A 13,787-nucleotide genomic window follows, 5' to 3' on the forward strand; every position below is an offset into this window, starting at 1 on the left:
ACCTATTATACAAGAGTGGTCAAAGGGTGACAATGGAAATACTAGTCTTCAATTTTTTCATCAGGTTTAGTCGCGTTTTGCAACTCGTAGTTTTGCTTTCGTAATTGATCGTTTTGTTCATGATCATGAAGTTTCTTTTGTAATTCATTATTTTCTTTTTGTAAATGCTTTATTTTTCTTTGCTGCTGAAGCAGCCGGAATATTCCAATTGAGCCTGCAGCAATTGCTCCCATCACACTAGACCCCAAAATGACAAGTATTAACGGCCAATTGGCAACCCCAAATAAATAGTCCACTTCTACTGGATTCACATTAATGACTGCAAATACGGCAACAATCAGGGCAAATAACAAAGCTAATATTAACGTCCATTGTCCTTTCATCAAAAACCTCCTAGCAAAAACTTCTATTCTTCATTATATGGATTGACATGAATAAACACATCTTGTACATTAGCATGCTGTATGAGTTCATTTTTTACATTCTTTCCTATTTTGTGTCCTTCTTCAACTGTAATATAAGGGTCGACGGAGATTTTCAAGTCTACAATGACATAGTGTCCATGTTCGCGCGCGAAGAACCCATCAATCTTCTTCACGCCTTCTACTTGAAGAACAAGCTTTCTCATTTCTATTGTCTCATCATCGTGAAGCACATGATCTAATGCAGTATGTATTGATTCAGAACCTAACTTCCAAGCCATAATAATAACAAATACAGATACAAATATACCGGCAACAGGGTCAGCGTATACAAGCCAGTCAATGCCGAATTTACCTCCTAATATAGAAGCACCAATTCCGACTAATGCAGCAAGTGAAGAAAACACGTCAGATCGGTCTTCATAGGCATTTACAATAATAGCATCACTATTTATTCTCTTACCCACCTTAATCTTATATCGAAACATGATTTCCTTAGCTATAATAGAAAAAACGATTGCATAAATGGCTGGCATCGTTGGAGCTTGAATTTCATGAAAAAAGGATTCAATGGAGGATCGTCCAATTTCGATACCTACCATAAAAACTAATACTGCTACAATGATTGCTGCAATCGATTCAGCCTTTCCATGTCCATATGGATGATCTTCATCCGGTGGTGCCTTTGCTGCCCTTACTCCAATAAAAACTGCAATTGATCCTACAACATCTGATGCAGAATTCACGGCATCTGCAAGTAATGCTTTACTATTACTAATAACCCCGACTATCCCTTTTATAATCGCAAGTAGAATATTCATTGCAATGCTCGATAAAGCTGCAATTTCTCCTTGTCTAAAACGATCTTGATTCTCTCCCAAAAGTTGTCACATCCTTTTAAAAATGAACATCTAAATACTAGTGTAACCAAGTTCTTCAAAAGTTTGTTGATGAATTTAGAATTTCAAGAGTGCATACTGTGAATCGTAACACGGTGAAAAGAAGAAAGAGACTGGGACAAACTAAATAAATCATCCTCAAATGCGAATAATATCAAAATTATTCTACCTATTAAATAGTATACTTTTTGTCGTATACTATTTTATTTATTAATCAGTTTAGCTGGAGGAACAAGTTCGTTCCATTGCGCTGCAGACACTCGCTTTCCGCTCCATTCCACTAGTTATTATAAATAGTATGCAAAATCAAACATATCTATTGAAAGCAACAAATAAAGACCCGAACTATAAAGTGAAAGATTCATTAAAATCTCTCCTAATAGTTCGGGTTTATCATTGGCTGAAATACTTATGTCCCAGCCTCTTATCACTTATTAAGGCTCTAAATCTTCTTCCACTAGCTTCACAGGCTTTTTCTTACCAATGTTTTTACCTTTCCAAACTAACCATAGTTGAGAAGCGATAAATAGTGATGAATACGTACCAGCTATTAGTCCTATTAATAGGGCTAATGAGAAGTTAAAGATCGATTCACTACCAAGTAGCAATAAAGCAACTGTTACAATCACAACCGTGAATACTGTACTTACAGAACGGCCTAAAGTTTGACGTAAACTGTCATTTACAACTTCGGCTAAATCATCAAAGTTTTTAACCTTCTTGCCACGAATTTTCATAATTTCTCTAATTCGGTCAAAGGTTACGATTGTATCATTAATGGAATATCCGACTATTGTTAAGACAGCTGCAATAAAGGTTAAATCAACTTCAAGTCTAAATAAGCTAAATATAGCTATGATAAAGAATGCATCGTATAGCAATGCTACAATCGCAGCAACCGCCATGTAAATTTCAAAACGAATGGTGACGTAAATAATGATCCCAATGGATGCGATTAGAACCGCAAACATTGCATTTTTAGCTAACTCTTTTCCTACTGTTGGAGATACCGTACTTACATTCGGCTCAGAACCATATTTATCTTTTATAAACCCTTTTAGTTCATTGATTTCTTTTTGTGATAACTCCCCTACAAATCGAACAACACCTAGTTCAGAATTATCACCCGATAATCGAATATCTTTTGCTTCTATATTTAAGTCTAATGATTCAATATCTTTTTCAATTTGCTCTTTTGTTAACTTCTGTTCTGAGGCAATTTCTACTCGTGAACCACTTGCAAAGTCAATTCCAAGGTTTAGTTTCATTGTCGATAATAAAACAATTCCTATGACTACGATGGCAATCGAGAATGCAAAATACTTCTTACGATGCTTCACGAAATCAAACTTATCATATCGTGTTGGAACTTTGAAGTCACCGACATCAGAATCAATATTTTGAACTTCTGATGGTTTAACCCCAAAATAGCCGAGCTTCTTATTCAAGAAACGACTATTCACCCAAAGACCTAAGAATAAGCGTGTTCCGTATATTGCTGTTAAGAAGCTTAGTAAAATACTTAAAATTAACATTGTCGCAAAGCCTTTTACAGAACTTGTACCATATACGAATAGTACGCCAGCAGCCAGCAATGTCGTAATATTGGCATCAAGAATCGTTGAAAGTGATCGCTTATTCCCCGCTTTATAAGCAGACATAACAGACTTACCTGTTTTCAGCTCTTCTTTTATACGCTCATACGTGATGATATTGGCATCTACTGCCATACCGACCCCTAAGATGATCGCTGCTATACCAGGCAGAGTTAATACACCATTCATCCAGTCAAATACAAGCAATACTAAATAGATATAAACACTTAACGTAATAACCGCAATGATTCCCGGGAATCGGTAGAATATTAGCATGAATAAAAATACAGCTAAAATACCGATAATTCCAGCAAATACAGTTGTTTGTAATGCCTTTTCACCAAATTGAGCTCCTACAGAAGTTGAATACATTTCTTCTAATTCAACTGGTAGTGCCCCAGCATTTAAAAGATCAGCAATTTCCTTTGCTTCTTCAATGGTAAAGTCACCTGTGATGGTAACTGTAGTAGTGTTAAATACTTGTCCAACACGTGCAGCCGAAATGAACTTTGGATTTTCTTTTCCTGCTTCTTCAGCAAATGAATCGCCTTCTTTATAATCAAGCCATATTACTAGTTGATTGTTCGGCGCTAAATTTAATACATGCTCTGTTACTTCTGCAAACTTCTCCGCACTCTTGATCGTTAAAGCAACAATTGGTTTATTCGTTTCCGGATCAAACGTTTGTTTTGCCCCATTTTCCACAAGCTCTGCACCTGTCATGAGTTCTTGATCGTTCACATCACGGAATGTTAGTTGTGCTTCTGTCGATAGTAACTCTCTTGCTTTCGCTTGATCACTTACACCTGCAAGCTGAACACGAATTCGGTCTTCTCCCTCAATTTGAATGTTAGGCTCACTTACCCCTAACACGTTTACTCTTTTTTCTAAAGCTTTTACCGTACTAATTAACACCTCTTGATTAATGGTGTCACCATTTACTGGTTTAACTTCGTAAAGTACTTCAAAACCACCTTGAAGGTCAAGACCTAGTTTGATGTTTCCTGAGATTTGATTTGTTGTCGTACCAATTAGGCCACCTAAAAGCAAGACAAGTAGAAAGAAAATAATAATGCGTCCTTTTTTCACCATTATGTAGAGAATCCTCCTTAGTAAGTTGCACACATAAACGTATCCACTATTAGTTAATTGTATCTCTCAATTATATCAAAATATTTCAAAAGAATAGAATAAATTTAAGAGGACGGAAAATCAAATGGCATTTTATAAGCTTCAACCGTTATGTAGCTCATATAATCACTAATCGATAGTCTTAGCACATCATTCATAATTTCTCGTACAGGCTTTGGTTCTTCGTCTCGTTTCCATTTTTTCTTTCTTAAGCACTCCCATACTTCAGCTTCACTTGCACGATCAAAGCCGTATAAGTGAAACTCTTCAACTTTACTTTGGATTGCAGGCTGAACATATTCTCTCATTTCTTCCCAGTTCATTCACATACTCCTCCTTAGACCAACATGTTTTCACGTTTCATTGTTCTCTTTCTGTCATGCTTGGCCACCCATTATGCATATAAATATTGTATATGATAACACTTCGTTTGAGAAGGTAGGGTACCACATGTCGAAACAAACATTTATAAAAGGGACATTAATATTAATCTTAGCAAATCTCATTGTGAAAGTTTTAGGTTTTATAAATCGAGTTGTAGTAGCTAGAGTAATGGGAGAAGAGGGCGTAGGGCTTTATATGATGGCCTTTCCGACGCTATTATTAGCGATAACCCTCACACAAATAGGATTACCTGTTGCCATCTCAAAGCTCGTAGCAGAAGCAGATGCACTTGGTGACCGAAAAAAAATAAAGAAGATATTAGTTGTGTCCCTTACCATTACAGGTATATTAAGTATTATTTTCACAACCGGAATGATTCTTCTCGCTCCCTTTTTATCTCAAAATCTACTAGCAAATCCTAAAACATTATATCCAATATTGGCTATTGCACCGATTGTACCAATCGTTGCATTATCCTCGGTACTTCGAGGTTACTTCCAAGGAAGACAAAACATGAAGCCAGCAGCGTTTTCTCAAGTAATTGAACAAGTTGTGAGAATTACGCTAGTCGCTGTATTCACAAGTGCACTTCTTCCATACGGAGTAGAATATGCAGCAGCAGGTGCGATGATTTCTGTCGTTCTTGGTGAACTAGCTTCACTTATCTATATGATTACGATGTTTAAGATGAAAAAGCGTATTCCGATTCGAAAGGATTTCTTCAAATCAGTGAAATCTGGTAAAGAAACATTCCGACAACTCATGAATATTGCATTACCGACAACAGGAAGCAGGTTAATTGGTTCTGTGTCTTACTTCTTTGAACCTATTGTTGTCGCTCAAAGTTTGGCTTTAGCCGGGGTGACAACTGTTATTGCAACAAGGCAGTATGGTGAGCTAACAGGATATGCCATGCCGTTATTAATGCTTCCTACGTTTATTACGTACTCATTATCGGTATCTCTCGTTCCTGCCATAAGTGAAGCGGCTGCGCAAAATAAAACTTTATTGATTGAGCATCGATTGCAGCAGGCACTTCGTTTAAGCTTCGTTACCGGTGGGTTAGCTGTTGTGGTGTTATATGTATTTGCAGAGCCTGCCATGCAGCTCATGTACGGAACATCGAATTCTGCTATATTTGTAAAAGTAATGGCTCCTTTTTTTCTCTTTTATTATTTCCAAGGACCACTTACTGCCGTACTACAAGCAATGGACCTAGCGAAGGCAGCCTTAATTAATAGCTTTATAGGCTCTGCAGTAAAAATTGCAGCTATTTTCGCCTTAGCAACAAGACCAGAACTTGGTATTATGGGAGTAGCACTCGCTATTGTCATCGGGATGGTTCTTGTCACACTATTACACTTCTTTACCGTTGTTAAAGTCATTTCCTATACGTTTTATGTAAGAGATTACGTAAAAAGCTTTATTACGATGGGACTTGCAGGGGCTGGAGGACATTATTTCTTACAATATATCTTTACATCACTGCACCTATCAATTCGTACACTAATTGCAGTCATTGTAACATCCATTTTATATTTCATTCTGCTACTGATCTTTAAGCTAGTAAAAAAGGATGAAGTAGCGAGAATTCCTTATGTCGGACGTTATATTTCTCCTTTTGTTTGATAGATAATACAGAACAAAAATAATGGACATGTCAGTTTTTAAGACATGTCCCTTTTCTTTTTGAATACTTTACTTTTTATTTTCTTGTTCCTTAACTAAAATATATCTTTGAATTCCTTTTGCATGCTCAATGGCAGATTGTTTATGGGTATTCGCTTCTTCCTTCAACCCTTTTTTCATTGCAATTGAAGCTAGTATACTTTCCTTCATCCATACCTTTTTCATTAGATTCTCAGTTTTCATAGCACCCTCAAAGTCACCTTGTTCAACAGAAACTAATGCCTCATAGTAATCTCTAATATCCTTTTGCTTAATATCTCCTATCTTTTCTTTTACCGATAAAAGGTGATTAACATGCAATGCATACGCAATTTCAAAAACTGCTAGCCAGTGAGGATTATTTTTATATTTCTTTTTTAAGATTTCTAACGCTTCCTCTAGGTCAGCTTTGTTGTCATTTGCAAGAGCATAATAGAAACGGTATATCGGTTGTTTTCTCCTCTCTACTAGAAACTTCTCAACATAGTTAATATCCTTAGTAAAGTAAAGACTATTTAGAGTAGGATATAAACTCATTGGAAGTACAATCATACACAAGGCAATCATCGCAAACCAAATTGGGAGATTCAAGAAACCGCTAATAAGACCTAGAATAAGTGCGATAGTAAATATTAATAGAATTTGAGTTTTATTCAATGTAAATCTCCTCTACTGTAAATATGTTAAACACTGATTTTCTTCAAGTTCCTTCATGTGGTCAGATTGTAAGTAACGACTAAGCTCATCATTTTTACACCAATGATAGTCATCATGCTCCTCTGATAATGTAACACTGACACTTTCTGTATTGTCTAAGTATGTAAGTAGGACGACTTGTCTTGTTGAACTCGTCTTAAAAGTGGTGGCAAATAGCAATTGCCCTATTTCAACGATTAAACCAGTCTCTTCTTCAACCTCTCTCTTCAAGGCGTCTTCTAAATTCTCACCGAAATCGATCTTTCCACCTTGCAAATTCCCACGTTCCAGTACCAATATCATCGTTGCTAGACCTTTTAATAATTAATACCTTTTTGTTTCGAGTAATCATTCCCTTAACGACGACTATCAGTTTATTACTTTCTGTCACTAGTCTACCTCAATATGTTCGAATGTAACTTTTGGCCAATTCGTTTTCCAGCTTTTCTTTCTTATACGTTCTTCATAAATGGATGCAATTTTTTTATTCTCTCGAAAGTAAGGTGTTGGCTTCACCTTAAACGACATCACATCCCCCACACCCCACGGCGCTGTTAACAGTACTTTACCTTGATCGGTTATCGTTACACCTAAAGCTGTTGCTGTTTCAGGGAATTTAGAAATCGCATCTTCCGTTGAAGTATAAGGAGAAGCACCGTTAACTGTATGCATTCTTGCCTCATTTTTGACTGACCATGGAACATGAGGAAGCAATAGTTGAAGCACTTTTTCAAATTCTTTTTCCGTTTCTTCTTTTAAATCAGTAGGATCAAAATAAACAACATCTATATCATCAAGTGGCGTTCTATCACTGTTTTCAGAAAGTGTATCCCATATTTTAGTTCGAACAAACCCAGCACAAATCCACCAATCAGGTAATTGTAATGATTGAGCAGTTTTTAATATTTCCATCATCCACTCATCTTGTTCGATCAGAATGATAATTTGTGATATATCCCTTACCATCAAGTAATTAAACCTCCTTTTAAGAACATACATTCTTAATTTACCATAAAGCTTTCTTGATAGGTATCAATTTTCCATAAAAGTTTCTTCATTTCTAAATAGGCAATCGCCGTGCCGTTGCCCAAAACCATACATATTTTATAAAAGACTTATATGCACCTATTCTTATTTTGAAAAGGAGACGTTAGAATGAACCATTACTATGGATATTACGATTACCAAATAAGCCCATATATGTATTCTTCCGATCCATACCAACAGATGTATGCTTATGGAGAACGACAAATACCCTCACCGAAATCACTTGATTTACGATTAACAGCTCTAGAAAAGAAATTCGATAAACTCGAAAAAGAAGTCGATCGCTTAAACAAGGAAAACAACAGACAAAATGTAGAATTTACACGAATGAATAGGGAAATAAGTAGAATTAATAATGAAATTATTCGCTTAAACAGAAACGATGAACGACATACCAGACAGCATAACCGTTTTAACCAAAGACTACGTACAGTTGAGAATCAATTAAACATCCCATATAGTGCAAGTGATGATCAATAAAAATAGGCTATGTGCCCTGTTAACGATCAATGTTGACTGTATTAGGTAGGTGCAAGTAATAGTCTTCCACTTCATGGGACAAACGTAGAGGTCAGCACATCCTACAGAAGCATTGGATCAGTATAAAGCGATTACCTGTAAGGGAAATCATCATTATTGTTAAACACAAAAAATAAACCAAATGGCAATCTCCTTAGAAGATCGCCATTGGTTATTTCTTATCTATTAAATCAATATAAAATATTCCATTATCATAGCTGCAAAATGAAATTTCTTTTATTTTCGTATAACCTAACTTTTTTAACTGCTGCCTGAGCCAAAGATTCGTTTTATTTAATATTTTCAAATGTCGTTCTTGTATTGTTCCATCAATAATTAATGGTAGATGTAACGTACTTTTTTCTTTGTGATCTTTTTCAAATACTGAAAGCTTACCGGATGGTTCTAAGATAGCAAATTCTACATCTGCTAAGTTTTTTATATTTTTTTCACGTAACTGTATGAGAAGATCGTCAAAATTATATCGTTGTCTCCTCATTTCGTTTTCTTTAATTTTCCCATTCTCTATTAGAACGGATGGCTTACCATCAATAATCTCACGAAGGGTTTTACTCTTCAATGATAAGCTGGCGAGAGTAATTTGTATTGCCATTAACAGACCCATCGGTAAAATAGTTTCCATTAAGGGTTTTTCAATATCCTCAATTCCCATCACAGCAGATTCAGCAATCATAATAAACACGACTAAATCTAATATGCTCAGTTCCCCAATTTCCCTTTTCCCCATTAAACGGAAGATAATGATAATTAAGACATAAACAACGAGAGTACGAAGGATGATTGCTACATACTCCATTATGCATCCTCCTTTTTTGTTCATCCACTCCATAATAGCTACATTTTAGTTTTTACATTTCATCTAAAATGATAAGTTGAAGGATTTTCCATTTTCTTTCATAGCTTAACTCTTACAAAATTAAAGAATTTGACTATTTTAAACGAAGATTTTGAAATAATAAATTTTTCAACCTTTGCATATAGTTTTCATTCTAAAGTCTGTCTTAGGTGAATATGCTTGTTCTAAAGAAGCTTGGCTAATTTTACATTAGCTATAAATAAGAAGGGAGAGAACAGAATGGAAACTAGAAAGATGTTTTCGGCAGTAGCTTTTGGTCTTTTGACAATTCTAGTGATTATACTTACGTGTAGCCTTATTTTTTCACTTCTCTTACGATTTACGAACATGCAAGAATCTTCCTTACAGTGGCTCATTATGGCCTTATCATTCTTTGCTTTGTTTGCTGGTGGTTTTATCTCAGGAGGTCGAGGAAAAGAAAAAGGGTGGCTTATGGGTGGAACGACAGCACTATTATTTACTGGTATTGTAATTCTGTATCAATTCCTAGGTCAGGAAACAGGTTTTTCTATGGAGCAAACATTTTATCATTTAGGCTATTTAGCTACAGCTGTTTTTGGTGGAATTATCGGGGTTAATTTATCTAGTTCATCAACTAACGTATAAAGAAAAAAAGAGCGGATAATTTCCGCTCTTTTTATGTACAAATTAATTTGCTGATGCTTCACGGATTGCCGCGCGATCAAACGTAAGGCGAGATTCACCTGACTTAATGATGATTGTATTCTCATCGATTGCATCTACAATACCATGCATGCCACCGATTGTTACAACCTTGTCACCCTTTTTCAATTCAGATTGCATTTTTTGAACTGACTTTTGTCTCTTTTGTTGAGGTCTAATCAGCAAGAAATAAAAAATTGCAAACATTAAGATTAACGGTCCAACTGAAGATAAGATATCCATCTATTTCACCCCTTTCTAATATTTACGATTTGTAGGCCAAGCTTAGACTAGAAATTTTTAGCATTCGGTTTATTGAATCCATATGCTTCAAAGAATTCCTCTCTGAAGTCACCAAGGCGATCTTCACGTATTGCTTGTCTAACCTGTTCCATTAATTTTAACAGAAAATGCAGGTTATGATAAGTAGTAAGTCTCAAGCCAAATGTTTCATTACATTTAATTAAGTGACGAATGTATGCTCTTGAGTAATTTTTACACGTATAGCAGTCACAATTAGGGTCTAGTGGACCGAAGTCTTTTTCATATTTTGCATTTCGAACGACTAATCGCCCTTCACTTGTCATGAGTGTTCCATTTCGAGCAATTCTCGTTGGAAGTACACAGTCAAACATATCAACACCACGTATCGCTCCATCAATTAGTGAATCAGGTGATCCAACACCCATTAAATAACGGGGCTTGTTAGACGGTAATAACGGTGTAGTATAATCTAACACACGATTCATTACATCCTTCGGTTCTCCAACAGAAAGTCCTCCAATTGCATAGCCTGGGAAATCAAGAGAAACTAAATCATTTGCACTCAGTTTACGAAGCTCTTCGTACTCCCCGCCCTGAACAATTCCAAATAACCCTTGATCCTCCGGCCTTTTATGAGCGGCTAAACAACGTTCTGCCCATCTGCTTGTACGCTCTACAGACTTTTTCATGTAGTCAAATCCAGCTGGATATGGTGGACATTCATCAAATGCCATCATAATGTCTGAACCTAGTGCATTTTGAATATCCATTGCACCTTCAGGAGATAAAAATAGTTTTTCTCCGTTAAGATGGTTTCTAAAATGTACTCCTTCTTCTTCAATTTTCCGAAGATCGCTTAAGCTGAATACTTGGAATCCACCAGAGTCTGTTAAAATGGCACGGTCCCAGTTCATAAATTTGTGAAGACCACCTGCTTCACGGATAATTTCATGTCCTGGCCTTAGCCATAAATGATACGTATTACTCAAAATGATTCCAGCTCCCATTTGAACGAGTTCTTCAGGTGACATCGTTTTTACGGTTGCTAATGTTCCTACTGGCATAAATACAGGAGTTTCAAACGAACCATGTGGAGTATGTACTCTTCCAAGTCTTGCTCCTGTTTGTTTACATGTTTTAATTAATTCATATGTGATCGCTGCCATTACAAGGCTCCCTTCGTTGCTACTTTCTGTTCCTTAAATGATCAACATTGCATCTCCAAAGCTAAAGAATCGATAGTTTTCTTTTACCGCTTCTTCATAGGCTTGAAGGACATTTTCTCTTCCAGCTAATGCGCTAATAAGCATAATTAATGTTGATTTTGGTAAATGGAAGTTTGTAATCATTGCGTCGATTCCTTTGAATTCATAGCCTGGATATATAAAGATACTTGTCCAGCCTGATGATTCAACAAACATCCCGTCATTGTTACTAGCAATTGTTTCAAGTGTGCGTGTAGAGGTTGTCCCTACAGTAATAATTCTTCCACCATTTTGATGTACTTCATTCAATAAGCGTGCTGTTCCCTCTGTCATTTGATAAAATTCCGCATGCATGTCATGTTCTTCAATCGTATCGGCATTTACTGGTCTAAACGTACCTAAACCAACATGGAGAGTAATAAATGCAATATGTACACCTTTTTTCTTTAGATCCTCTAGCAGTGCATCCGTAAAGTGTAATCCTGCTGTAGGAGCTGCAGCAGAACCCGCTTCTCTTGCAAAAACTGTCTGATAGCGATCTTTATCTTCAAGTTGCTCTTGTATATAAGGTGGCAGAGGCATTTGTCCTAACTCCTCTAATACTTCTAGGAAAATTCCATCATAAGAAAATTCAAATATTCTTCCACCAAATTCACTAACACCAACACAAGTAGCTTTTAACTTGCCGTTTCCAAATGAGACAACTGTTCCTTCAGTAATACGCTTAGCAGGCTTTACGAGCGTTTCCCACCTGTCACCTTCAAGTTGCTTCAATAATAGTACTTCTACTTTCGCTCCGGTTTCTTCCTTAATACCAAAAAGACGAGCAGGTAATACTCTCGTATCATTTAATACAAGGCAATCTCCTTCTTTTACATACGATAAAATAGAACGAAATGAAGTCTCATGCTTCAATTCACCCGTTGCCTTATTTAAAACCATTAGCCTTGAAGCTTCACGGTCTTTTAAAGGTGTCTGGGCAATAAGTTCTTCTGGTAAATTAAAATCAAATAAATCAACTTTCACGTTTTTCACCTGTTTCTAGCTTGTTTATTTAGACTCTTTTCTTATATAGCATCGCTATTAATCAAATTGTGGACATCTTTAATCAATCCATACAGACGAACATTCATTTATTTTAACTAAAGTATTCCCCGAACCCATAATAACTACGTGTTTTTAGACCGATTCAGGAAAAAACATTCTATGCGAAAAAATCCCTTATTTAAAACGTCCAATAAAATAAAAAATAACAGAAAGTAAAATACTAACTATGATTGAAGTCACGATTGGAAAATAAAACGTGACATTCCCTTTTTTAAATACGAAATCTCCAGGTAGTCTACCAACAAACTGCCAAATGACGCCAATTAGTAAAAGTATACCTCCAAGTGTCATTAAGAGCTTAGAAATCTCCATTACTTTGGTACCTCCAATTGAAAATGACGATAAGCTAAATCAGTCACAATACGTCCTCTCGGTGTTCGTTGCATAAAACCAAGCTGCAATAAATAGGGTTCATACACATCTTCGATTGTGTGTGATTCTTCCCCAATTGTAGCAGCAATCGTATCGATTCCTACTGGACCACCTTTAAACTTTTCAATAATACCTTTAATTAATTTATGGTCGATATGATCAAGTCCTAAACTATCGACTTGAAGCATTTCTAGCGCTTCTTTTGTAATTTGCTCATCAATATTACCATTTCCTCTTACTTGTGCAAAATCTCGTACTCTTCGCAATAGTCGATTTGCAATTCTAGGGGTTCCTCTTGATCTTCTTGCGATCTCAATTGTTGCTTCTTTAACAATTCCAACTTGCAGAATAGAAGCGGCTCTTTCTACTATTGTCGATAGCTGTTCAACATTATAATACTCTAAACGACTTAATACTCCAAATCGATCACGAAGCGGTGCCGATAAGGAACCCGCCCTTGTTGTCGCCCCCACCAATGTAAAAGGAGGTAAATCAATTCTTACTGACCTCGCACTTGGTCCTTTTCCGATGACAATATCCAAACAAAAATCTTCCATCGCTGGATACAACACTTCTTCAACCGTACGCTGAAGTCGATGAATTTCATCAATAAATAAAACATCTCCAGGTTCGAGCGCCGTCAAAATGGCTGCTAAATCACCAGGACGTTCAATAGCAGGACCAGAGGTTGTTCGGATATTGACTCCCATTTCGTTTGCGATAATGGTAGCTAGTGTTGTTTTCCCTAGACCCGGTGGTCCATATAATAAAACATGGTCTAATGTTTCATTTCTCATTTTTGCTGCTTCAATGAAGACAAGTAGATTTTCTTTTACTTTTGTTTGGCCAATGTATTGATGAAGCAGCTGTGGACGAAGGGATTGCTCAAGAAAATCCTCTTCAAAGCTTGCTTCACCAGAAACAATACGATCATCCAA

16 protein-coding genes are annotated in these 13,787 nt (G+C 36.3%); 3 read left to right on the forward strand and 13 right to left on the reverse strand.

The features are described from left to right. Positions 1–41: 41 nt before the first annotated feature. The 4 genes from JR050_RS18770 to JR050_RS18785 all read right to left on the reverse strand — a co-directional run bounded on the left by JR050_RS18770 (position 42) and on the right by JR050_RS18785 (position 4,370). Entirely contained in the window at positions 42–383 is a 342-nt protein-coding gene (locus tag JR050_RS18770; protein ID WP_204205197.1) for a LapA family protein, read from the reverse strand. Positions 384–406: 23 nt separating this feature from the next. Further along, the gene (locus tag JR050_RS18775) at positions 407–1,303 is read right to left on the reverse strand and encodes a cation diffusion facilitator family transporter (RefSeq protein WP_204205198.1); all 897 of its coding nucleotides are present in this window, start codon (positions 1,301–1,303) and stop codon (positions 407–409) included. Positions 1,304–1,755: 452 nt separating this feature from the next. Continuing rightward, complete coding sequence (gene secDF, locus JR050_RS18780) at positions 1,756–4,008, reverse strand: protein translocase subunit SecDF (protein ID WP_204205199.1); 2,253 nt, start codon at positions 4,006–4,008, stop codon at positions 1,756–1,758. 104 nt (positions 4,009–4,112) lie between these two features. Next, the gene (locus JR050_RS18785; protein WP_149218319.1) at positions 4,113–4,370 is read right to left on the reverse strand and encodes a post-transcriptional regulator; all 258 of its coding nucleotides are present in this window, start codon (positions 4,368–4,370) and stop codon (positions 4,113–4,115) included. Positions 4,371–4,497: 127 nt separating this feature from the next. On the opposite strand from JR050_RS18785, the gene spoVB reads away from it, so the two are divergent. Then, positions 4,498–6,060 (forward strand): stage V sporulation protein B, encoded by a 1,563-nt coding sequence (gene spoVB / locus JR050_RS18790; protein ID WP_204205200.1) that lies wholly within the window; start codon positions 4,498–4,500, stop codon positions 6,058–6,060. Positions 6,061–6,129: 69 nt separating this feature from the next. Here the strand turns inward: spoVB and JR050_RS18795 are convergent, their stop codons facing one another. The 3 genes from JR050_RS18795 to JR050_RS18805 form a co-directional block, all read right to left on the reverse strand. Beyond that, positions 6,130–6,756 (reverse strand): hypothetical protein, encoded by a 627-nt coding sequence (locus JR050_RS18795; protein ID WP_204205201.1) that lies wholly within the window; start codon positions 6,754–6,756, stop codon positions 6,130–6,132. A 12-nt stretch (positions 6,757–6,768) separates the two neighbouring features. Continuing rightward, on the reverse strand, positions 6,769–7,098 hold the full coding sequence (locus JR050_RS18800; RefSeq protein ID WP_239454480.1) for an NUDIX domain-containing protein: 330 nt from the start codon (positions 7,096–7,098) through the stop codon (positions 6,769–6,771). 87 nt (positions 7,099–7,185) lie between these two features. Next, positions 7,186–7,764 carry a nucleotidyltransferase family protein gene (locus JR050_RS18805; RefSeq protein ID WP_430392902.1) on the reverse strand — a complete coding sequence of 193 codons (579 nt, stop codon included), beginning with the start codon at positions 7,762–7,764 and terminating at the stop codon, positions 7,186–7,188. Positions 7,765–7,950: 186 nt separating this feature from the next. Here JR050_RS18805 and JR050_RS18810 point away from each other — a divergent pair, with 186 nt between their 5' ends. Beyond that, positions 7,951–8,322, forward strand: a complete 372-nt coding sequence (locus tag JR050_RS18810) for a coiled-coil domain-containing protein (RefSeq protein ID WP_204205203.1) — start codon at positions 7,951–7,953, stop codon at positions 8,320–8,322. A gap of 211 nt (positions 8,323–8,533) precedes the next feature. Here the strand turns inward: JR050_RS18810 and JR050_RS18815 are convergent, their stop codons facing one another. Further along, positions 8,534–9,178 (reverse strand): DUF421 domain-containing protein, encoded by a 645-nt coding sequence (locus JR050_RS18815; RefSeq protein WP_204205204.1) that lies wholly within the window; start codon positions 9,176–9,178, stop codon positions 8,534–8,536. Positions 9,179–9,457: 279 nt separating this feature from the next. Here JR050_RS18815 and JR050_RS18820 point away from each other — a divergent pair, with 279 nt between their 5' ends. Next, entirely contained in the window at positions 9,458–9,844 is a 387-nt protein-coding gene (locus tag JR050_RS18820) for a TIGR04086 family membrane protein (protein WP_204205205.1), read from the forward strand. Positions 9,845–9,886: 42 nt separating this feature from the next. Here JR050_RS18820 and yajC read toward each other — a convergent pair whose 3' ends face one another. From yajC to ruvB, 5 genes are all read right to left on the reverse strand, one after another. Continuing rightward, on the reverse strand, positions 9,887–10,144 hold the full coding sequence (gene yajC, locus JR050_RS18825; RefSeq protein WP_204205206.1) for a preprotein translocase subunit YajC: 258 nt from the start codon (positions 10,142–10,144) through the stop codon (positions 9,887–9,889). A gap of 47 nt (positions 10,145–10,191) precedes the next feature. Next, on the reverse strand, positions 10,192–11,331 hold the full coding sequence (gene tgt, locus JR050_RS18830; RefSeq protein ID WP_204205207.1) for a tRNA guanosine(34) transglycosylase Tgt: 1,140 nt from the start codon (positions 11,329–11,331) through the stop codon (positions 10,192–10,194). Positions 11,332–11,364: 33 nt separating this feature from the next. After that, a complete protein-coding gene (gene queA, locus JR050_RS18835) occupies positions 11,365–12,396 on the reverse strand; it encodes a tRNA preQ1(34) S-adenosylmethionine ribosyltransferase-isomerase QueA (protein ID WP_204205208.1) in 1,032 nt (343 codons plus the stop codon). A 195-nt stretch (positions 12,397–12,591) separates the two neighbouring features. Further along, entirely contained in the window at positions 12,592–12,789 is a 198-nt protein-coding gene (locus tag JR050_RS18840) for a DUF2905 domain-containing protein (RefSeq protein WP_204205209.1), read from the reverse strand. Beyond that, positions 12,789–13,787, reverse strand: a complete 999-nt coding sequence (gene ruvB / locus JR050_RS18845) for a Holliday junction branch migration DNA helicase RuvB (RefSeq protein ID WP_204205210.1) — start codon at positions 13,785–13,787, stop codon at positions 12,789–12,791. The genes JR050_RS18840 and ruvB overlap by 1 nt, the downstream gene beginning before the upstream one ends.

It is taken from the genome of Bacillus suaedaesalsae (assembly GCF_016890225.1).
In the GTDB taxonomy this organism is placed as follows: Bacteria; Bacillota; Bacilli; order Bacillales; family SA4; genus Bacillus_BS; species Bacillus_BS suaedaesalsae.

Bases quoted from the DNA above. Each gene is read 5' to 3' on its own strand.
- JR050_RS18770 (WP_204205197.1), bottom strand. From the start codon at position 383: ATGAAAGGACAATGGACGTTAATATTAGCTTTGTTATTTGCCCTGATT.
- secDF (WP_204205199.1), bottom strand. From the start codon at position 4,008: ATGGTGAAAAAAGGACGCATTATTATTTTCTTTCTACTTGTCTTGCTT.
- JR050_RS18785 (WP_149218319.1), bottom strand. From the start codon at position 4,370: ATGAACTGGGAAGAAATGAGAGAATATGTTCAGCCTGCAATCCAAAGT.
- spoVB (WP_204205200.1), top strand. From the start codon at position 4,498: ATGTCGAAACAAACATTTATAAAAGGGACATTAATATTAATCTTAGCA.
- JR050_RS18800 (WP_239454480.1), bottom strand. From the start codon at position 7,098: ATGATATTGGTACTGGAACGTGGGAATTTGCAAGGTGGAAAGATCGAT.
- JR050_RS18810 (WP_204205203.1), top strand. From the start codon at position 7,951: ATGAACCATTACTATGGATATTACGATTACCAAATAAGCCCATATATG.
- JR050_RS18815 (WP_204205204.1), bottom strand. From the start codon at position 9,178: ATGGAGTATGTAGCAATCATCCTTCGTACTCTCGTTGTTTATGTCTTA.
- JR050_RS18820 (WP_204205205.1), top strand. From the start codon at position 9,458: ATGGAAACTAGAAAGATGTTTTCGGCAGTAGCTTTTGGTCTTTTGACA.
- yajC (WP_204205206.1), bottom strand. From the start codon at position 10,144: ATGGATATCTTATCTTCAGTTGGACCGTTAATCTTAATGTTTGCAATT.
- tgt (WP_204205207.1), bottom strand. From the start codon at position 11,331: ATGGCAGCGATCACATATGAATTAATTAAAACATGTAAACAAACAGGA.
- JR050_RS18840 (WP_204205209.1), bottom strand. From the start codon at position 12,789: ATGGAGATTTCTAAGCTCTTAATGACACTTGGAGGTATACTTTTACTA.